The following is a 21,132-nucleotide window of genomic DNA, read 5'->3' as shown; positions in this document are numbered from 1 at the left end:
TCCTATTTTTTTAGCCATTCTTCCCATTGTTCTTTTAATTTTGCCACTGCTTGTCCACGATGACTAACTTTATTTTTCTCTTCTCCAGACAATTCAGCTGCCGTCTTACCAAGCTCTGGGACATAGAAAAGTGAATCGTACCCAAAGCCTCCTTCACCACGAGGAATCGTGCCGACTTCTCCGGGCCATTCAGCTTCGACCACCAGACTTTCTTTCTTTGGTTCAGCAAAAACCAATGTACAATGGAAACGCGCTTGTCTTTTTTCTTTTGGCACGCCCGTTAACTCATGCAATAGTTTCGCATTATTTGAAGCATCGTTAGTTGGTTCACCAGCAAAAAGAGCAGAATAGATTCCTGGCATTCCCCCTAACGCATCAACAATTAATCCTGAATCATCTGCTAATACTGGTTTCTGTAAAATTTCTGCAATTGTTTCAGCTTTTAGACGAGCATTTTCTTCAAATGTTCGACCAGTTTCTTCTACATCTGGCAAATTCGGATAATCTAATAACGTCTTAACCGTATATCCTTTTTCACCAAAAATTGAACTAAACTCTTTCGCTTTACCAGGATTTCTAGTTGCAATGACAATCACTTTCTCTTCTGAATCTTGCGAAGGGACTTCTTCAGAGGCTAAAGCATAAAGCGCTTCTTTCTGATACGCAATTAATTCCTCAATCCCTGTTTTTCCATAAAAGAGCATGGCATTTAACTCATCTCCTGAGAAGGTAGCTTCTTCACCCGTTCCTTGAATTTCCACAAATTCACCAGACTCGGTCATCACGATGTTCATATCCACTGCAGCATTCGAGTCCTCTGCGTAATCTAAGTCCAGCACACAATAACCATCGGGTAAAATACCCACGCTGACAGCAGCTAAATGCTCTTTAATTGGGTCTTCCGCTAGCGCACCAGTCATCAATAAATGATTGACTGCTAAGCGTAGAGCAACAAAAGCGCCTGTAATACTAGCAGTACGGGTTCCACCATCTGCTTGAATCACATCACAATCGACAACAATGCTCCGTTCCCCTAACTTTTCTAAGTCAACAACAGCTCGCAATGACCGCCCAATCAAACGTTGAATCTCCATTGTTCGCCCTGTTAATTTTCCTTTCGCACTTTCCCGAATATTTCTTGTGTTCGTCGCGCGAGGGAGCATGCTATATTCAGCTGCTACCCAACCTGTTCCCCCGCCTCGTAAAAATGGGGGAACCTTTTCTTCGACAGTGGCTGAGCAAATTACTTTGGTATCACCAAACGAAATAACCACCGAACCTTCTGGATGTTTAAAAACATTGGTTTCAATAGTGATCTTTCGCAATTCTTTTGGTGCACGACTATCATGTCTAATCATTTTCGTTTCCTCCTAAGTGAATCTGTTGTGCTTTTAAGTTCTCTATACCAAGCCAACTGCTTGCAATCTCTTCAAACATTTTTGCAGAACCAGTTGTATAAAATTCATGGGGCTGTGTAGGCGCTTCAGGCGTATGGGCAATGTCAAAATAATCGAGAAGCATGCTAACTTCGCCAACTGTTTCGGCTCCTGAGTCAATTAATGTCACATGACTCCCCATCACATTTTGAATCACCGGACGTAACAACGGGTAATGGGTACAACCTAAAATCAACGTATCAAGTCCTTTTAATTGTAGTGCTTGAAGTGTTTCTGCCACAATTTTTTTTGCTACGGAAGAACGATATTGATTACTTTCAACAATGGGGACAAATTTAGGGCAAGCTAAACTAGTCACCTCAATTGCTGGCGCCTTACTTTTAATGGCGATTTCATAGGAAGCACTTTTGATTGTCCCTAACGTACCTATGACACCAATTTTGTTATTTTTTGTGACTTTAACGGCTGCTCGTGCGCCAGGTAAAATAACACCGACAACTGGAATTGGCAAGGCAGCTTTAATTTCTTCTAATGCGACAGCCGTCGCGGTATTACATGCGATTACTAGCATTTTTATTCGTTTTTTCAATAAAAAATCGGCCATTTCCCAAGTAAACTGAACGACTTGTTCGGCTGGTCGTGGACCATATGGGCAACGGGCTGTATCTCCTAAATAAATTAATCGTTCATTTGGTAATTGCTTTAGCGCTTCCTTTAAAACAGTTAATCCACCAACGCCAGAATCAATTAATCCAATGGCTTCTTGATTGCTCATTCTCATCCTACCTTTGCCTTTTATTCACTGCCTTTATTTTCTACTTTTTAAGAACTATTGTCAATTTTTCCTGTTTTGCTCTCATTTATTTCTTTTTTTGAAGGAAATCTTTTTCGATTAAAAAACTAGTAATTCATTTTTTTGTATGTTATAATTCCTAACATTGAGAATACAATTAGAAATACATTTGGTTAATTTAATTTAAATAACACGTTTCTCACCGAATCCTCTGTTATCTTTTCTACCAAATGATTGCAAAGGAGACTGCCTATGATTTCTTTAGAACATGTAAATAAGTATTTTGGGGAGCATCACGTTTTAAAAGATATTACTTTAAATGTAGAACAAGGAGAAAAAATTGTCATTATCGGACCCTCTGGCTCTGGCAAAAGTACATTAATTCGGTGTATGAACCAATTGGAAAAAGTCAATGATGGTTCCGTCGTAATTGATAACATTGACATCACCAAACCGAAGGCACCCATTCAAAAGGTTCGCCAGAAAGTTGCCATGGTCTTTCAAAATTTTAACTTATATGCTCACAAAACGATTATTGATAATTTAACGTTAGCACCGATTAAAGTGATGGGCGTTTCCAAAGAAGAAGCGGTTCGTACTGGCATGGAGTATTTAGAACGGGTCGGCTTAGCTGATAAAGCTTCTGCTTATCCTTCGCAGCTTTCTGGCGGGCAGCAACAACGGGTCGCTATTGCTCGTGCCTTAAATATGCATCCTGAGATTATCCTTTTTGATGAACCGACTTCGGCACTTGATCCAGAAATGATTCAAGAAGTTTTAGATGTAATGGTCGATCTTTCCAAACAAAATATTACCATGGTTTGTGTCACACATGAGATGGGCTTTGCTCGTCAAGTGGCTGACCGTGTAATCTTTATGGATCAAGGAGAGATTATTGAACAAGGAACACCTGAACATTTCTTTACAAGCACTGAAAACCCTCGTGCAAAAGAATTTCTAAGCAAAATTATTCATAACGGGTAATGAATAAAAAAACAAAAAATTGGAGGAATGAACAATGAAAAAACAAAATAAATGGCTAGCTGGACTCTCCTTACTTGTATTAGCAGGCATCATTGTGGGCTGTGGTAGCGGCAACAATGACTCAACTTCCAAAAGTGCTTCATCAAACAAAACGGTCACAGTAGAACAATTAAAAAAAGCGGGGAAAATTAAAGTAGGTGTCAAAGAAGACATTCCTAATTTTGGCTATATGAATCCTGATACAAATAAAAATGAAGGAATGGAACCAGATATTGCACGCTTGATTGCGAAAGAAATTACCGGCAGCGAAGAGAATGTGGAATTTGTGGGCGTGACAGCGAAAACGCGCGGTCCCCTTTTAGACAATGGTGAACTAGATATGGTAATTGCTACATTTACAATTACTGATGAACGTAAAAAGACTTATAATTTTACAACTCCCTATTATACAGATGAGATTGGTTTCCTTGTGCGCAAAGAGGATAACTTCTCCAGTATGAAAGATTTAGACGGAAAAACAATCGGCGTTGCACAATCTGCTACGACAAAAGAAAACTTAGAGAAAAAAGCGCAAGAGGAAGGAATCAAATTTACTTATCAAGAATTAGGTTCCTATCCAGAATTAAAAACAGCGTTAACTTCTAAACGAATTGATGCATTTTCAGTGGATAAATCAATCCTATCTGGCTATGTGGATGGCAAGACAGAAATTTTAAAAGATGGTTTTTCGCCACAAGAATATGGAATTACCACAAAGAAAGCAAATACTGAATTAAATGATTATCTAAATGGTTTAATTGAAAAATGGGAAAAAGACGGCACACTAGAAAAAATTTATCAAGACTGGGGCTTAAAAAATTAATCATTCCTAAGACTTGAAGAATCAAAAATTTTAGGAGGGATTTTTATGTTTTTGTTAGCCAATATTTCCTGGCTTGAAGAAGGGCCATTTGCCTTATATCGTTGGGAGGCTTTATTTCAAGATTGGCGAATTTTTGGTCAGGCTTTTCTCTATACTATTCTGCTTTCTTTAGGAGCGATCTTAGTTGCCTTTGCTTTAGGTATTTTCTTTGGCAGTTTATCAGCGACCAAAAGTAAACTTTTACACGCAATTAGTCGTGTCTATGTAGAATTTTTTCAAAACACACCTTTGTTGATTCAATTTATCGTAGTCTATTATGGCTTTCCTCTGCTAAGCCCGCTGCTTTCATTTTCTATTACTACGATTGCCATTCTGTGTGTAGGCTTCTATCATGGCGCCTACATTTCTGAAGTGGTTCGCTCAGGAATCGGAGCTGTTCCAAGAGGGCAATTTGAAGCGGCTTACTCCCAAGGATTAACGTATGGTCAAACGATGCGGTATGTGATTTTACCACAAGCATGGCGGATTATGTTACCGCCTTTAACCAATCAAGTCGTGAACCTAATTAAAAATACGTCAACAGTTGCCATTATTTCTGGCGCTGACGTAATGTTTGCTGCCAATAGTTGGTCGTCTGTCAACTTGAACTACATTCCCGCCTTTGCGCTCGCTGGTTTCTTATATTTCATTCTTTGCTTCCCATTAGCGAATTTGGCTAGAAAAATGGAAGAAAAAAATAAGAAAGCATATAGTAGATAGGAGGAAAACAGATGCCTTTTTCAGAAGAAATGCGTCAATTACTGACAGCAAATAATTTTCAATTTCTATTTAACGGCTTAAAATTGACGCTCTATATTTCCTTCGTCTCAATTATTTTGAGTACGATTTTTGGCACCATTCTAGCCGTTTTGCGAAATCAAACCAATGGACCACTGAAGTTACTTGCCAGTATTTATGTAGAAGTAGTGCGTAATATTCCAAACTTATTGTGGATTTATGTTATTTTTTTGATTTTCAAAATCAAATCCACACCTGCTGGAATTGTGAGTTTTACTGTGTTTACCACCGCTGCTTTAGCGGAAATTATTCGTGGTGGTTTAAATGGGGTCGATAAAGGGCAAATTGAAGCGGCACGTTCTCAAGGGTTTTCAAATTGGCAAATTCTTTATCATATTGTTTTGCCTCAAGCCATTCGCAATGTTTTACCAGCGATCGTTTCTCAGTTTGTTACTGTCATCAAGGATACAAGTTTCTTGTATTCCGTAATTGCTTTACAAGAACTCTTTGGCAAATCTTATATCTTAATGGGGCGCTACGCACAAACAGGACAAGTATTCACTATTTACGGAATCGTCGCCCTTATTTATTTCATTATTAACTTTAGTATCTCACAATTTTCACGTTGGCTTTCACGAAATTGGGCGAAAAGTTATTAATGTAGTTAAAAACAGCGACAACTAAACATTTTTAGTTGTCGCTGTTTTTATTTTATCTTACTTCTACTTGATGTTTTTCAATTAGCGCTTTTTCAACTTTTTCCATTGAACGGTTAATTTCTTCATCCACTAATGTCGCTTCTGCATTAACGAAAGTTAAACTATACGCCATTGATTTTTTGCCAGCACCTAGTTTTTCACCTTGATATACATCAAATAAATGAATCTCTTTCAAATATTTACCTGCGTTATCTGAAATAGTTTTAACTAGTTCTTGATTGGTAACTGTTTCATCGACTAATAAAGCAATATCTCGAGAAACTGCTGGGAATTTAGACACTGCTTCATAAGTAACCCCGCCTGCTTCTGTGGCTACTAATTGTTGCAAGTTTAATTCAGCAACATATGTTTCAGGAATATCGTACGCTTTTGCTGTCGTTGGGTGAACTTGTCCGACAAAACCAACCACTTCATCTTCTAAATAAATCCATGCTGTCCGGCCTGGATGCATTTCTGGAATCGCCGTTGTCGCTTGGTAGCTGATTTTTTCTGTTAATCCTAAAACAGCTACAATACTTTCCACTAAGCCTTTTACTGTATAAAAATCAACGGCTGTTGCTTTTGTTTGCCAATCTTTAACCATTGTATTACCAGTTAAAGCAAGTGCTAAGTGATTTTCTTCTGTAGGTAAATTTTTTGTTGGATCTTCTGTTTGGTAGAAAACGCGTCCTACTTCGTAGAAGGCGATATTATTATTTTTACGTGCCACATTGTATGCGACATCATCTAATAAACCAGAAATTAAGTTCATACGTAACACAGAACGCTCTTCACTCATTGGCCATTGCAAACGTGTTGTTTGACTTTCTTTCATCATAAATTGACGGGATTTTTCTTCTGTTGTCAACGCATAGCTGATGGCTTCACTCGTACCATGACCTTCCAGTAAACTCTTTAATTGGCGCGTAACATGTTGTGCTTTGGTTAGACTTCCAGCAACTGTTTCTCCACTTGGCAATGTTGAAGGTAAATGATCATATCCATAAATGCGCGCCACTTCTTCAATAATATCTGCTTCAATCGCAATATCCCAACGTCTTGGTGGAATCGTAATTTCATAGGCGCCTTGATTTACTTCATAAGCAAAACCGAGTGCTTCAAAAATTTCATTCACCGTTGCTTCATCTAATGCAGTGCCTAAATATTGGTTGATTCGTTCTAAAGTCACAGCTACCTGTGCTTCTTTAACGGCCACTTCAGAACCAACTGCAGTGCCTGAGACCACTGTTCCGTTGGCTAACTCTGCAATCATCGCGGCTGCCACATCACAAGCTAGCCCAACTGTCGCTTGGTTGATGCCTTTTTCAAATCTACTTGAAGATTCACTCCGTAAATTGAATTGTTTAGACGTTTTGCGAATAGACAATGGATTGAACAATGCCGCTTCTAAAGCCACAGTTGTTGTTTCTTGACTGATTTCAGAATTAGCCCCACCCATTACACCGGCTAAGCCGACAGGCGTTTTTCCATTCGTAATGACGATATTTTCTTCTGTTAATTGACGTGTTTCACCATCTAATGTAATTAGTTCTTCTGCTGCTGTTGCTCGACGAACCAAGATTTCTTTACTATCTAATTTTTGGTAATCAAATGCATGCAATGGTTGACCAAATAATAATAAAATATAATTTGTCACGTCCACCACATTGTTAATCGGACGGATTCCTTCATTCATCAATCGATTTTGCAACCACTGAGGACTTTCTGCAATCGTCACATCTTTAATAACACGAATTTGATACGCTGGCGCATCTTGTGAATCTTCAACAGTTACTGTTACGTAATTTTCCACGTTATCTGAAGCATCTTCTTTGAGTTCGGGATCATTAAACTGAGGCGTTTGACGATAAATTGCGCCAACTTCATAGGCTACCCCTCTCATACTTAGTGCATCTGCACGGTTTGGTGTAATTGATAATTCAATAATCGCATCATCCATGTCTAAATAAGGGAAAACAGGTGTCCCATTCACTGCTTCTTGAGGTAAATAATAAATTCCTTCAGCGTAGGCTTTTGGTACGACATTATCTGAATATCCTAGCTCTTCTAACGAACAAATCATTCCGTTAGAAACTTCGCCACGCATTTTACCTTTTTTAATTTTTTGATTTCCTGCAATTCTTGAACCAGGTAACGCTACGATGACTTTAATTCCTGCTTTTACATTTGGCGCTCCACAAACAATTTGTGACAATTCTTCTTCACCGATGTCTACTTGGCAAATTGATAAGTGGTCAGAGTTTGGGTGAGGAACACATTCTTTTACTTCACCGACAACAATTTTCTTTAAGCCTTCTTCAGGTACAGCAACGCCCTCAACTTCGATACCTGTCACAGACATTTTGTCCGCTAATTCTTGCGGAGTAACGTTTGAAAGATTAACATATTCATTTAACCATTTATAAGAAACTAACATTTTTCAACTACTCCTTTACCTTGAATTGATTTAAGAAACGTAAATCATTTTGATAAAAATTACGGATATCATTTACACCATAACGTAACATAGCAACGCGATCTGGTCCTAAGCCAAAGGCAAAGCCTGAGTACTCTGTTGGATCAATCCCTGACATTTGTAACACATCTGGATGAACCATCCCCGCACCTAAAATTTCAATCCAACCTGTATGTTTGCAGACGTTACAACCTGCGCCGCCACATTTAAAACAGCTAACATCTACTTCGACTGAAGGTTCTGTAAAAGGGAAATAGCTAGGACGTAAACGAATTTTACGATCTTCACCAAACATTTTTTTCATCATGACTTCTAACGTCCCTTTTAAATCACCCATTGTGACATTTTTATCGACAACAAGGCCTTCAATCTGATGGAATTGGTGACTATGTGTCGCATCATCTGTATCACGACGGAATACTTTCCCAGGAGAAATCATTCGTAATGCACCTTTTGAAAAATCGTGTTTTTCCATTGTTCGAGCTTGAACTGGTGAAGTATGCGTACGAATTAACATCTCATCTGAAATATAAAACGTATCTTGCATGTCGCGTGCTGGATGATCTTTTGGTAGATTCATGCGTTCGAAATTATAGTGATCCGATTCTACTTCGTATCCTTCCACTACTTGATAACCCATGCCTAAGAAAATATCTTCAATCTCTTCCATAACTTGTGTCAAAATATGACGTGTACCTTGAGGCATTTGTTTTCCAGGTAAAGTTACATCTAAACTTTCTTCTTTTAGTGCCGCATTTAACGCTTCGTTTTCTAAAACAACTTTGCGCGCTTCAATTGCTTCGGTTAATAAATCACGAATTTCATTTGCAAAGCCCCCCACCACTGGTCGTTCTTCTGGTGAAAGGTTTTTCATGCCTCTTAGTACTTCGGTGATTGGCCCTTTTTTCCCTAATGTTTCTACGCGAATTTGGTTTAATTCTTTTAAAGTAGCAACTTGTGCGATTTCTTTGAGCGTATTGTCTCTAAGAGCTTCTAATTGCGCTTGTAATGTCATTATGCGTTCCCCTCTATCTTTTATTTAAACTAAAAAAAACGATAACCCATTCCTTTCAAAGGAACGAGCTATCGTGTTACCATCCTAATTCATAACAAATTGTTGTCATGCACTCATTTCATTTAACGGCAATTACCGGTTTGCTTTCTTCTTGAAAACAAACAAACTCAGGAAGTGAATTTCGCTTGGTGACTGTGTAAATCAGCTTCCAGTCTCTGGCTGACTCTCCCTAAAACACGTCAATTCAAACTACTTGTTTCCATCACTGTTTTTTTAGTTATTTAATTACGTTTAGTTTACAAGAAGTTTTGCTTGCGGTCAACTGCATTCTTCGTCTTTTACCCATTTTTCTGCCCAATGTTGAATTTGTTCCATTGCTAATTGCAAGTCTTCGCCTTTTTCGGTCAGGAAATATTCTAAGCGATTTCCTTCACCGCAACGAACAGCTTTGGTGATAATTCCTTCAGCTTCTAGTTCCTTCAATCGCTCTACTAAGACACGATCACTTAACATTGGAATTTTTTCTTTTAATTCGCCAAAACGTTGAGGACCTCGTTCTAATAAAACATCAATAATTAAACCATTCCATTTTTTACCAAGTATTGAAAATGATTTTTCAAATTTGGGACAAAGTACAAACGATTCTGTTTTTACTTTTTCCATCTTCCTCACCTCTTCAATGAGTATAGCACATCCCTTACAAAATGTAAGTGTTTCTGCTTCTAATTTTTTCTACTTTATAAAATCTACAACATTTCCTGTCTGCATGTCAATAATTACTCCTCCATTTAATAAAATTAAATAGACGTGCGACACCTCTTTATGCGTTGCCTCTTGTAGCGCTCTACGATAAAGATTCATCTGTCCGCGATACCGTTCGACAATTTCAGAAATCGCTTGGGGAGAGGTGCCTTTTACATGATCGGTTTTATAGTCATACAAAATGCATTGATTGTCTAATTCGATATAACCATCAATAATCCCATGAATTAATAAATCATCTTGTGTCGTTTCTGGATAATTTTGAATAAGCTTTTCTGCTTCAATCAGCATAGAAAAAGGTTGTTCCCTTCTAACGGTTTGATGGTGTTGAATCAATTGTTTTCCTAAGGCGGTGTCAAAGAAGGCCACGATTTGTTCCAGATTCATTTTTTCAGCAATTGCTGGTAAAATCAATTTATTTTCCACTAAACGTTCTTGAACAGCTCGCACTTCTTCATAAGAAGGTTGTGTACTTAAATCAATTAGTTGTAATAAATAATGAGTTGCTGTCCCAATTTCAGCTGCTGAGGGCGCTTGAACCGTATCTAAAAATTTAGGCTTACTTAAATCTCCTTCAATCATTCGATTGACAATCAACGGTTGCGCTTGAATAGTATTGTCTTCCCGAACCTCAATTTTACCAATTTCTTTGTTATCGGGGTCATCAAATACTCGCTTGATTTCAGAAACAGACTGATAACTGGTGGTCCGAGTAGCCACTTCAAACGGATAGTTGAAACTTAACCGTGCAAGGCCACGATTGATTTTGTCAGCAGATAATTGCGCTTTTTCGGCTAAATCCTCTGCTTGTCTTTCTGGCAATTGTAATTGCTGAATGGCTGCTCGTAGTTGTTCTTCGTTGAACCACTGAATATGAAAGTTAGCTGGGTGCTTTTTAACTTGCGGAACGTTACTTACTACTACTTCTTGCTGATATTCAGCGGCTTTTTGATGGCGTACCAATGTCATCCCAACCCAATTCATTAAACTACTTTTACTTTGCAAGCGATTTTCAGCTGGTAGCACTAGTGTTTCTACATCGCCAACTTTCAGCCACTCTTTCCACATCGCCGCTTGGTCTTTATAGGAGCCCACCAGAAAAAGTTTCTGTTCTGCACGTGTCAACGCCACATATAACTTCCGCATTTCTTCGGATAGTAATTTTCTCAATCGTACTTGTTTAATCGCCAAAAATGGTAAAGTATCGTACATAACTCGTTCTTCAGGTTGTAAATAACGAATGCCTACCCCTAAATTTTCTTCAAAGATATAGCGTTCATTCAAATCACTGACATTAAATTCTTTGGTCATATCTAAAACGAATACCACCGGAAATTCTAACCCTTTACTAGCGTGAATCGTCATGACGCGTACGGCATTCTCTTCACTTAAAACGACTGGTTCCGCTAAATCTTTGTCTTTTTCTTGCATTTTTTTGATGAAGCGAACAAATTGAAATAATCCGCGGAAGGTTGTTTTTTCATACGCCGCGGCCCGATCCACCAACGCATATAAATTGGCTTGGCGTTGTTTGCCAACAGGCAACCCGCCAACATAATCAAGGTAGGCCGTTTCCCGATAAATCGTCCACAGCAAGGTGCTAATCTGGTTGCGTCGAGCCTGTTCCCGCCATTTTTCTAATGATTCAGCAAAACGTATAGTTTTTTCCTGAACAACTGCTTCCTCCATGGTTGGTTCCATCTTTTGATTAAACGTTAAAAATGCTTCGTAGTAACTGGTTTCCTTATTAGCCAAACGAATAAGCACTAATTCGTTTTCTTTTAATCCAACAATTGGTGAACGTAACACAGCTGCCAAAGGAATGTCTTGATAGGGATTATCAATCAATTGAAGCAAGGCAATCATTGTACGAATTTCCGTTGCTTGGAAATAATTTTGAGCATCATTGACTTGAACTGGAATTTCTAATGATTTAAAAACATCTAAAATAGTTAAATTATTTTTCTTTGTAGGCGTTAATAAGACAATATCTTGATAAGTAATCGGTCGATCCGTTTTCAGCTTTTTATCATAAATTAAGAAATTTTGGTCAATTAATTCACGAATTTTCAAAGCAGTAACGTAAAGTTCCCCTTCTGTCTTATCTTCAATCAACAACTCAGGGGATTGTAATTCTGGAATTTCAACTGACTCTGTTGCTTTTTTTTCATAAATTAGCAATTCAGTTGAATAATCAGCCGCCTCCGAAAATTGATCAAAGCCATGAACCAAAGCGGCTGACTCATCGTAAGCAATTTGGCCCACTCGCTCATCCATTAATTGACTAAATACTAAATTCGTAAAGTCTAAAACGTCTTTGCGGGAACGAAAATTTTCAGCTAGAATAATTCGTTTACCCTCTTTGCCTTGCCCATACTGATTGTATTTTTCAATAAACAATGTAGGATCTGCCAAGCGGAAAGAATAAATAGACTGTTTCACATCTCCTACCATAAAAAGGTTTCCTTCTGTGCTAAGCGGACGGCGCAACCAATACAAAATAGATTCTTGTAATTGATTGATATCTTGGTATTCATCGACTAACACTTCATCAAATTTTTCGCGATAGTAAACCGAGGCTTCTGATGCTTGCCAGCCATCTGCCTGATTTTTCGCTAAAATAGCTAACGTATAATGTTCTAAATCGTTAAAATCCACTAAATTTTTAAGCCGTTTTTCTGCGCCATAGGCCTCCATAAATTGTTTCCCCACGTGAGCCATTTCTTGAACAATGGGCGTGGCCTCTTTCAAGACTTGTTTCATGGCATCTGGAGAAAGTGTAAACAGTTGCTTTTTCAAATCATTTAACGCTTTTTTATTTTGTTCTCGTAACTGTTTGGCTTGTTCCGCGGTTGGTTTCAACTCTTCGGCACGAACTGTTGGATAGCGGTCAAAGCTTAACAATTCAGTCAAATTATAGGCGCTTTCTAAATCATTTCTCTCTAAAAATTGTAAAAATTGTTTTGTTTGTTCCTTTTCATTTTGAGCTAAATACCAAATCTTTTGAAGTTTCTCTTCGCCCTCTGTTAAGGTCACCATTTCTTCGTAACGCTGAAGAGTTCGTTGTAACGTCTCAACGGCTAGCGGTTTTAAATACGTCTGAAATAACGTTGATTCGCCTAGCTGATTCCCTACTTCGTAGGCTTGTGTTAAGCCATTAATCCACGCCTCTGGATCAGGATTGGCTTTGGCAAATTCATAAAAAGAAAAAATTAAGTTAGTGAGTCCGTCATCACTACGGTCATTGGAAAAATTCGCTGTTAATTGGTAAAATTCTTCTTGATTTTCCGCATAAAATTGTTCACGTAATGCATCCCAAACATCTTCTTTTAATAACAATGTTTCTGTTTCATCTGTTAACATCCGAAAAACCGGATCTATGTCAATTAAATAATAAAAACGACGAATAACAGTTAAACAAAAGGCATGTAACGTGCTAATATCGGCTGTTGGCAAAAGAGCAATTTGACGAGAAAAATGCCGTCTTCTTTCTGGATCTTGTTCTTCATTCATTGCCTTTTGTAAAGCCACTTGGATCCGTTCTTTCATCTCACGGGCGGCGGCTTCAGTGTACGTCACAATCAAGAGACGATCGATATCGACGCCGCTTTTGACTTTTTCAATGACACGGCGGACTAAAACGGTGGTTTTTCCTGAGCCAGCCGAAGCAGAAACTAAGATATTTTCATCGCCATCAAACACCGCTTGCCATTGACTGTCGGTGAATTGCTCATTGGCTGGACGTAGTGGAATTGTTTTACTCATCTTCGGTTGCTCCTTCCTCATCTTTGTTTAACAAGCGCGCCATAATTTCCTCTTTGGATAAATTCTCAATACGATGATAATTATTTTCTTTTAACATCACATCAAAATCACAGACACTTCGAAACGGACAATAGCGACAAGCAATCCGTTCCTTGCCTTGATAAGCGGGGTTAAGTTGAACTTCGCCGCCAATAATTTGATTCCCCGCTTCAATAAATTTATTTCGGTTATGGGAAAGCAACGCGCCTAATTCTGGTTCTGTCACAAATTTATCTTCTTGGCGACGACCAGGTTTAATTTGTTCTTTGGCGGATTCTTCAATTGGAAACAGCAACGAACTTTGTTTGGCTTGCAGACTCGTATCTAAATGATCCAATAAATCTGGGTCTTTCATCAAAAGGCCGTCGAACTGATATTTTTTAAGCATTTGTTGTTCAATGTCGTCTTTGCCTTCATAAGATAACGTAGGATTGTGTACATGCAGATAAAGTGAGCCAGCAGGTTTAGCTTCTTGACCAACTAATTGCACAGCATCCATTAAAGCCACATCCAAGTACGTCAGCATTTGCATGGCTAAGCCGTAATACGCTTCTGTCATATTAAATTTACGGTGACTCGATTTATAATCAATCACACCTAAATAGGTTGATTCGGGTGTAACCAATTGATCAATCCGGTCGATTTTTCCCCGAACATGAATCTTCCCTTGATTTTTTAATGGTAATTCCAAACCAGAAATTCCTTTTTTAGCGGCAATTTGGCCAAATAACACTTCCGTTTGAACAGTCGTCATGCCACTTCGTTGGCTTTGGCGTTTCAGCGCCCAACTGACTTTTTTAATTGTTTGACTCAATTGATAGCGAATATAGTTCATGCGACTAGAGGTCGTTAATACAGAAAAACGTGCATCCCCTAAAATACTATTTAGTACTTCCTCCGCCAATAAATTGACTTCCTGATCGGTTAATTCAGATAAGTTCCGTTGATTCATAATCAATAATTTAAAGAACTGATCCAATGCTTCATGGAAAAATTCCCCTGTAGCTGCTGGCGAAAGCCCAAAGACATCTCTTTCTTTCAACCGTAAGCCATAGCGAGAAAAGTATTGATATTGACACCGATAAAAACTCTCCATCCGAGAAACGGATGTATAAATATCTTTACCATATAAAGGTTCTGCTAAGACCTCATCAATCTTTTCAGGAATATTTTGATGCGTTAAACTTTCGAAAACTTGCTTGGCTAGCGGCGCAATTGATTGGTTCATTAGCGCTTTTTCCATATTTAACCAGAAAGGCAACAATCCTTCTTGTGTTTCTTTCCGTTGTCTTTTCAAACGCGTTAATTCACCGATTAACGTCCGATACGTACTAATATGGGCTAAACTGGTCGTTTCATCATCGAAAATGGTTGTTTCATTTTTTTCAAAAACGGGCAAGTTTAAATCTTTTTGGATATTTTTAAAATAAGGAGACGGTTTGACTTCTTGAGCGGTGTCTTTAACACTTGGATAGGTTAAATATAACCGTTCTCGCGCTGAAGAAAAGACGAGATACGCAACAAACGGTTCTTGCGCAATTTTGCGTCCGGTTGTCCCACGTAAATATTGGTTTTCCGTTAACGTATCATTGATTGTCTGCCGTTCTTCATCAGACAATAGTGTTTTATTTTCAATCTTTTGTGGAAAAATTTCTTCCGTCATCCCAATAGCAAAAGTAACCTTGGCAGCGCCAGGTCGAGTTAAATCCATTGCGCGAACTTGTACTTGGTCAATCGCTGTCGGCACTTTACTATAGTGCAAACCTTCCAAGCCACTAACAAATATTTCTTGAAACGTTGTAAAATCAAACGAACTTTCTCCGTAAACAGTGACGTATTCATCTAGTAACGACATCAATGCATCCCAAGTCTGTTCATGGTTACGAGCTGTTTCTAATTGACCGGCTTCGATAGCTTGTAAGCGCCACATTTTTAATTGTGTTGCCACACCACTTTGCAGTAAAAAGTGATAGAAGACGGTCGCTGCTTCCAAACCAGTTTTGGCACTTATCATTGCTTGAAAGTAACTAGGTAGCAGCCGTTGAAGCGATTGACGAATCGCATTTGACTCTTCTTCCATCGTAGCGACATCTTCTTGCTCTTCCGCTTCAAAATCATACCGAATAAATTCCCAATCTTTTTCTTGCGACCAATAATAACCTTCATAGCCGTATGCCAGGACCACATTTTCGGTAATATCAACTTTTCTGCGCCAAGCGTTCCGTTGGTTTAACCAATCAGTCAAGCTTTCTTCAGAAGTAGCGAGTTGATTCATTGGCATAAATAATTCCGTTCTCAAAAAACGGAGCACATCACGATAACGATAATTGTACGAATGAATAGCAAATAAAGATTCAATCCATTCGACTAAAGGATGCCGATCCATAGCCATATCTCGGTCGACATAAACAGGAATCTCGTGTTCCGCAAAAATCGGTTCTAATAAATTTTCATAACAATCTAAATCACGAGTCAACACCTGAATTTCTTTGTACCGATACCCTTCTTCCACTACTAAACGGCGAATTTCGGTTGCAACATGTGTTAATTCTTCTTTAACGTTTTCTGCACGCCACAGAAATAAGCCATCGCCCCTCCAGTCAGATGTGCTTAATAGAGGCAGGTGTTCTTGTGATTGAATCCAATAATCGTTTAATCCTTGCAAGTCTGGATTTGTAATTAATACCTCTTTCTTTTCCACATAATCTGAAAGAATCGGGATTTGCTTCTGCCTTGCTAGTTGATAAAGCTGATGATAGGTTTGTCCCGCTTCATAAAATAACGACCGCGGATCAGGTAAGTCATGCGGATATTGTTTGTCCAATAAAAGGGCTACTTTCACAGAACCTGCTTGCGTCATTAGCACTTCAATCAACTTTAATTCTCTGGCAGTAAACTGCTGATAGCCTGAAATAACGAATTGAACATTCGACAAATCAACCGTTTGTAAATACTCGCTTAAATGTTGAATAATCTCCGCTGATTCATAGCCATACTGACTCATTTGTAATTGGAATCGCGTAAAAATTAACGTTAAATCTTGAAACTTAAGTTGTAAATCTTGTCCTTCAGGGTTCTCCGTTTGTTTTTCTAAAAATGGATAAAGCTCCGCAATCTCAATATTGCCTTCGCGCATTTCTTGATAAAGCTGAAATAGTTGCTGAATAAAGCCAGGCTTGTTAATTTCACCTCTAAAAATTTGTAACTCTTCTTCTGCTTCTACTAAAATTTTGCGAAAAATCATCGCAGCACCTGCGTCAGATAAAACATCTGCCGAGTAAAAAGGTGTATGTTGTAAATAGTACCAAGCCAAACGATAAAAACTAAAAACCTGCAGACGGGTACTGGTTATTGAATCAGACGTAGTTGTCTGTAATTGACGTAACTTTTGCAAGACTTGAATTTCTTGCTCAAACTTAATATGGTTCGGGACTAAATAGAATACTTCATGCTGTGCGTCTTCCTCTAGCCATTGTTTTGTCGCCTGTATAAGTGGCGCTTCTAAATCTGCCACAGCGGTTCCTCTAATAAACTGCACACTCATGGTTTCACATCCTTTTCCTTTGCACTGCCTTTATTTTACCACAAAAGAAGGACGGAAACATGTGTTTGTTTTTACACATTTCCGTCCTTCTCTTTTACTCATTGTCTCTTTTATTGTTTTGACACTTCTGGTATTGGACCAAACCGTGAGAAGGGCCACATCACAAATTTCACTTCACCCAAAATATCTTTTTTATGAATAAAACCAATGACACGACCGTCTTTTGAATTCCGTCGATTATCACCTAAAACAAAGTAGCTATCTGCTGGTACTTTTTCTTTTAATGAAAAATCGCCTGTCAAAGGTTGACCATCGGTTAAGGCTTTTTTAAATTCATCTAAATAGGGTTCGTCAACTTCTTTTCCATTGATGTACAACGTATCATCCTTGTACGCAATTGTATCTCCAGGTAAACCAATCACACGTTTAATATAATTTTTATCTGGTTCATCTGGCGCTGGGAAAGTAATAATATCGAAACGATTAATTTCTGTGTTTTTTAATGTAATTACCCGTTCACCATCTGCTAACGTTGGATCCATTGAATGACCTCTCACTACGACAGGCGTAAATACAAATTGTCTCAGTAAAAATAGACCCAAAGCTAAACAGGCAAAAAAGACTACTGTTTTAATTAATTCTTTTGATTTCAAACTCATTCCTCCAAAAACCTTATTATACTTATGTCTCATATTCTACCACAAAGTAAATCAATCCTATAGTGCTTAACACTCAATTAATTTTTATGTACGTTTTTTTACAAAATGATCAGAAAAAAAACGTATTTCTTTCAAATTTGATTCTTACTTTTTTGATTCTGCTCATAAAAAAAGCATAATCAATTCTAAAAAGGGCTGAATTGATTATGCTTCTAGCATTTTAGCGATCCATCACAACCACGTAACAAACTTCTAAAGGACCATGCAACCCGACAACCAGTTGCATTTCAATATCTCCTGAATTAGAAGGCCCTGAAATAAAGTGAATCGCTGAGCCGATTTTTTCGCCTTTTTCTATTTTTTCTGTATAAAAAGCTGCTGGCTGAGTCGAACGTGGAACGAGTTTGCTAAACGGTATAATTGAAATGTAATGCTTCGGTAAAAAGTGTAAAGCTCTGCCTTGCCCCGCATTGGACTCCACCACAATCGTTCCTGATTCAGCTAGTAAAAACTCAGCAAAGGCAATCGCGATATTTGCCTGAGCAGCTGTTTGAATATTCGCTTCTCGTTGCTCACTTCCAGGTTGCCATTGCTTAACAGAAACAGCCTCTAATGACTTAGCTAAATCAGCTAATCCATAAGCTTCAAAACGTGCATCTGTTGGCAATAAAAGATTGCCTCCACCGAACTCAGCAACAATTTGCTGAATCGTCGTCAGTAAATTTTCTTGTGTAGTTTCCACTAAGTTCGTGTGAATCGTTTCCACACGTTCTTTCACAATCGTTAATAGCTCTGCTGGTGTTTTATCTGCCAACTGTTCTTCTGGTAAATGATTAACTGGCTCAAATGGATGAGCCGAAACAGGCTGTTTTTCTACGCCTAATTTTTCTCGTAGATTTTGTAAAAAAGGTTCTCGATTTTGAATCGCTTCATTAGTCATTTTTTTCACCTTCTTGATGTTTTTTGAACCAACTTCTGAAGTTTTCTGAAGATTTTGGTGGTCTTGGCAAATCACGAACATCGGTCCAACCTTTTACTAACCCTGGTCCTTTATCAAGGTAGCCCCCATGATTGTACATGTTTTCAACAGTAATTTCTTTTTGTTTACTTAAAATGCCCGCTGCAGCATGATCGACTTTCATGGCTGCTTTAAACATTGCTGGTGAACCAGTGGCTTTGCCTACCATACGCATTTGGAAATCTTCAAATCCATGTTTCATTTTCAGATCATCGGTCATCACTTTACGATGTTCAATTAATAATTCGTGCAATGGAATTTTCACAGGACACGTTTCCGTACATGCCCCACAAAGACTAGACGCATAAGGCAATTCCCCAAACTGTTTATATCCACCCAAAATTGGAGAAAGCACAGCACCAATTGGGCCTGGATAAATAGAGCCATAACCGTGCCCACCAATATGGCGATAGACCGGACAAACGTTCAGACAAGACCCACAACGAATACACTGTAAGACTGGCTGAAAGGCTGTTCCTAACGCTTTTGAACGCCCGTTATCCAAAATGACCACGTGAAATTCTTCTGGACCATCGGATTCATCCGCATTTTTTTGCCCGGCAAACGTCACATACGTTGTTAAATTTTGACCAACGGCACTTCTGGCTAAAAGGTTATCTAAAACCTCTGCTTCACGCATTGTTGGTACGATTCTTTCCATTCCCATTAACACGATTTGTGTCTTAGGAATACTGATGGTCAGATCAGCATTTCCTTCATTTGTATTTAAGTTAATTAAGCCGCTATCCGCAATAGCGAAATTACAACCTGTAATGCCAATCTCCGCTTCCAAAAAGAATTTGCGCATCACTTCTCGTGCACAGCGTGCCAAATTTACAGGGTCATTATCCCCTTGATATCCTAATTTTTTCGCAAAAACCTGACGAATCTGTTCGCGATTTTTATGAATACTTGGGAAAACAATATGTGACGGTTCATCCCAGTCATCCATTTGTAAAATGAATTCCGCCAAGTCTGTTTCCATCACACTAACATCGTCTAATCCCAATAACATTGGATCTATATCGACTTCGGTCGTCACCATTGATTTAGATTTCACAATTTTTTTCGCCTTTTTTTCTAGAACCACTTGTTTCACATATTCATTGGCCTCTTCGGCGGTTTGAGCAAAAAAGACTTTGCCACCTCGTTTGGTAACGTTATCACTGAACTCTTCTAAATAGTCAGGCAGATACTTAATTGTATGTTGGCGAATTTGTTCTCCCAGTTCACGCCATTGTGGCCAATTGCCTAAAGCTTCCCGCGCACCTTCTCGTTTCTCCCATTGGGCATCTTGTGCTTTGGCGACAGCCTTTTGCATAAACACATCTTTTTTACTTTCTTCAATTCGTTCACTTAACGGCTTATTGCTCGTTGATAATCCCACAGTTCTTCCCCCTTACCCTACCGATATGATTTGTGGTTGGTCCATGCGTGCTTCATCCACTTCGTGATTAAGGACTTCTGCAATGTGCATAATCTTAATCTTTTTCCCATCACGATTGAATTTACCCCCGATATTCATCAGGCAACCCATATCCGCACTAATTAAAATTTCTGCGCCCGTATCAATCACATCGTTCATTTTTTCCGTCACCATTTGTTCAGAAATAGCTGGCATTTTCACTGAAAACGTTCCGCCAAATCCGCAACAATTTTCAAGATGTCCTAAAGGAATCATTTCTAATCCTTTCACATGATCCAACAAAACAAAGGGTGATTCTCGTTCATTTAAAATTCGCGTCATATGACAAGAACGATGATAAGTGGCTTTCCCATATAACGTTGCGCCAACATCTTTGACCCCTAAGACACGATAAAGAAACTGACTAAACTCGTAAGTTCGCTCAGCTAAACGTTGTGCTTTTGGCCCATAAATAGGATCATCTGCTAAAAATTTGTGGTATTCTTTCATCATGCCGACACAAGACCCCGCAGGTCCCACCACATAATCGGCACCGTCAAAACTATCAATTTGATTCTTAAGCGTTGTCGTGCTCTCTGTCACATAACCACTATTGTACGTTGGCTGACCACAACACGTTTGGCTTGTTGGTAAAACCGTTTCACAGCCATAACGTTCCAAAACCTCTACCATTGCTTGCCCTACATTTGGAAAAAGTAGATCCACCACGCATGTCGAAAATATACTCACTTTCACGCAAAATAACCTCCTCGTTTTCTACGAAAAGGCTCCATGAAATTAATTGGGCGGCTGTCATTAAAAGTCACTTGGCTGTCGTCTCTAACTACTTCACAGTGCCTTTTCAACAAATACGTTATTTGTAACAAAAATCGTTTTTTAAAATGATTCTTATACAATAATTATTTTACCAGTATCTG

The 21,132-nt window shown here is 38.6% G+C and carries 15 protein-coding genes and 1 other annotated feature; of the genes, 4 read left to right on the top strand and 11 right to left on the bottom strand.

Annotation, left to right across the window (positions count from 1 at the left end):
- Positions 1 to 2: 2 nt before the first annotated feature.
- Complete coding sequence (gene rph, locus IGM13_RS05060) at positions 3 to 1,358, bottom strand: ribonuclease PH (RefSeq protein WP_086269723.1); 1,356 nt, start codon at positions 1,356 to 1,358, stop codon at positions 3 to 5.
- Complete coding sequence (gene racE / locus IGM13_RS05055; RefSeq protein WP_002358027.1) at positions 1,351 to 2,178, bottom strand: glutamate racemase; 828 nt, start codon at positions 2,176 to 2,178, stop codon at positions 1,351 to 1,353. Before racE ends, rph begins: the two co-directional genes overlap by 8 nt.
- A 264-nt stretch (positions 2,179 to 2,442) precedes the next feature.
- Between racE and IGM13_RS05050 the strand changes: the two genes are divergently transcribed.
- From IGM13_RS05050 to IGM13_RS05035, 4 genes are read left to right on the top strand one after another with little or no spacing between them, the layout of a single operon-like run.
- A complete protein-coding gene (locus IGM13_RS05050) occupies positions 2,443 to 3,174 on the top strand; it encodes an amino acid ABC transporter ATP-binding protein (RefSeq protein ID WP_002377841.1) in 732 nt (243 codons plus the stop codon).
- Positions 3,175 to 3,208: 34 nt separating this feature from the next.
- Entirely contained in the window at positions 3,209 to 4,036 is an 828-nt protein-coding gene (locus IGM13_RS05045) for a transporter substrate-binding domain-containing protein (RefSeq protein WP_002360586.1), read from the top strand.
- A gap of 45 nt (positions 4,037 to 4,081) precedes the next feature.
- A complete protein-coding gene (locus tag IGM13_RS05040) occupies positions 4,082 to 4,795 on the top strand; it encodes an amino acid ABC transporter permease (protein ID WP_002366455.1) in 714 nt (237 codons plus the stop codon).
- 11 nt (positions 4,796 to 4,806) lie between these two features.
- On the top strand, positions 4,807 to 5,472 hold the full coding sequence (locus IGM13_RS05035) for an amino acid ABC transporter permease (protein WP_002384721.1): 666 nt from the start codon (positions 4,807 to 4,809) through the stop codon (positions 5,470 to 5,472).
- Positions 5,473 to 5,524: 52 nt separating this feature from the next.
- Here IGM13_RS05035 and pheT read toward each other — a convergent pair whose 3' ends face one another.
- The 9 genes from pheT to IGM13_RS04990 form a co-directional block, all read right to left on the bottom strand.
- Complete coding sequence (pheT, locus tag IGM13_RS05030; RefSeq protein WP_002366454.1) at positions 5,525 to 7,948, bottom strand: phenylalanine--tRNA ligase subunit beta; 2,424 nt, start codon at positions 7,946 to 7,948, stop codon at positions 5,525 to 5,527.
- Between the two features lie 7 nt (positions 7,949 to 7,955).
- The gene (pheS, locus tag IGM13_RS05025) at positions 7,956 to 9,002 is read right to left on the bottom strand and encodes a phenylalanine--tRNA ligase subunit alpha (RefSeq protein ID WP_002358034.1); all 1,047 of its coding nucleotides are present in this window, start codon (positions 9,000 to 9,002) and stop codon (positions 7,956 to 7,958) included.
- Between the two features lie 56 nt (positions 9,003 to 9,058).
- Positions 9,059 to 9,277 (bottom strand) — a binding site (T-box leader).
- Between the two features lie 43 nt (positions 9,278 to 9,320).
- The gene (locus IGM13_RS05020) at positions 9,321 to 9,665 is read right to left on the bottom strand and encodes a winged helix-turn-helix transcriptional regulator (protein ID WP_002358035.1); all 345 of its coding nucleotides are present in this window, start codon (positions 9,663 to 9,665) and stop codon (positions 9,321 to 9,323) included.
- Positions 9,666 to 9,734: 69 nt separating this feature from the next.
- Entirely contained in the window at positions 9,735 to 13,529 is a 3,795-nt protein-coding gene (addA, locus tag IGM13_RS05015; RefSeq protein ID WP_002419851.1) for a helicase-exonuclease AddAB subunit AddA, read from the bottom strand.
- Positions 13,522 to 17,112, bottom strand: coding sequence for a PD-(D/E)XK nuclease family protein (locus IGM13_RS05010; protein WP_002419850.1), 3,591 nt, complete (start codon positions 17,110 to 17,112; stop codon positions 13,522 to 13,524). The genes addA and IGM13_RS05010 overlap by 8 nt, the downstream gene beginning before the upstream one ends.
- 110 nt (positions 17,113 to 17,222) lie before the next feature.
- Positions 17,223 to 17,771 carry a signal peptidase I gene (gene lepB, locus IGM13_RS05005; protein WP_002358039.1) on the bottom strand — a complete coding sequence of 183 codons (549 nt, stop codon included), beginning with the start codon at positions 17,769 to 17,771 and terminating at the stop codon, positions 17,223 to 17,225.
- Between the two features lie 220 nt (positions 17,772 to 17,991).
- Positions 17,992 to 18,711 carry a LutC/YkgG family protein gene (locus tag IGM13_RS05000; protein ID WP_002361597.1) on the bottom strand — a complete coding sequence of 240 codons (720 nt, stop codon included), beginning with the start codon at positions 18,709 to 18,711 and terminating at the stop codon, positions 17,992 to 17,994.
- Entirely contained in the window at positions 18,704 to 20,176 is a 1,473-nt protein-coding gene (locus IGM13_RS04995) for a LutB/LldF family L-lactate oxidation iron-sulfur protein (RefSeq protein ID WP_002419849.1), read from the bottom strand. The genes IGM13_RS05000 and IGM13_RS04995 overlap by 8 nt, the downstream gene beginning before the upstream one ends.
- A 12-nt stretch (positions 20,177 to 20,188) precedes the next feature.
- Positions 20,189 to 20,950, bottom strand: a complete 762-nt coding sequence (locus IGM13_RS04990; protein ID WP_002360596.1) for a (Fe-S)-binding protein — start codon at positions 20,948 to 20,950, stop codon at positions 20,189 to 20,191.
- Between the last annotated feature and the right edge of the window lie 182 nt (positions 20,951 to 21,132).

This window comes from Enterococcus sp. DIV0561, assembly GCF_050539875.1.
In the GTDB taxonomy this organism is placed as follows: Bacteria; Bacillota; Bacilli; order Lactobacillales; family Enterococcaceae; genus Enterococcus; species Enterococcus faecalis.
The sequence above is the reverse complement of the archived record's forward strand: the minus strand, read 5'-3'. Positions and strand labels throughout refer to the sequence as shown.

Excerpts from the sequence above, each read along its gene's own strand:
- addA (WP_002419851.1), bottom strand. The coding sequence starts at position 13,529 with ATGAGTAAAACAATTCCACTACGTCCAGCCAATGAGCAATTCACCGAC.
- lepB (WP_002358039.1), bottom strand. The coding sequence starts at position 17,771 with ATGAGTTTGAAATCAAAAGAATTAATTAAAACAGTAGTCTTTTTTGCC.
- IGM13_RS05020 (WP_002358035.1), bottom strand. The coding sequence starts at position 9,665 with ATGGAAAAAGTAAAAACAGAATCGTTTGTACTTTGTCCCAAATTTGAA.
- IGM13_RS05045 (WP_002360586.1), top strand. The coding sequence starts at position 3,209 with ATGAAAAAACAAAATAAATGGCTAGCTGGACTCTCCTTACTTGTATTA.
- pheS (WP_002358034.1), bottom strand. The coding sequence starts at position 9,002 with ATGACATTACAAGCGCAATTAGAAGCTCTTAGAGACAATACGCTCAAA.
- racE (WP_002358027.1), bottom strand. The coding sequence starts at position 2,178 with ATGAGAATGAGCAATCAAGAAGCCATTGGATTAATTGATTCTGGCGTT.
- IGM13_RS05010 (WP_002419850.1), bottom strand. The coding sequence starts at position 17,112 with ATGAGTGTGCAGTTTATTAGAGGAACCGCTGTGGCAGATTTAGAAGCG.
- pheT (WP_002366454.1), bottom strand. The coding sequence starts at position 7,948 with ATGTTAGTTTCTTATAAATGGTTAAATGAATATGTTAATCTTTCAAAC.
- IGM13_RS05050 (WP_002377841.1), top strand. The coding sequence starts at position 2,443 with ATGATTTCTTTAGAACATGTAAATAAGTATTTTGGGGAGCATCACGTT.
- IGM13_RS05000 (WP_002361597.1), bottom strand. The coding sequence starts at position 18,711 with ATGACTAATGAAGCGATTCAAAATCGAGAACCTTTTTTACAAAATCTA.
- rph (WP_086269723.1), bottom strand. The coding sequence starts at position 1,358 with ATGATTAGACATGATAGTCGTGCACCAAAAGAATTGCGAAAGATCACT.
- IGM13_RS05040 (WP_002366455.1), top strand. The coding sequence starts at position 4,082 with ATGTTTTTGTTAGCCAATATTTCCTGGCTTGAAGAAGGGCCATTTGCC.
- IGM13_RS05035 (WP_002384721.1), top strand. The coding sequence starts at position 4,807 with ATGCCTTTTTCAGAAGAAATGCGTCAATTACTGACAGCAAATAATTTT.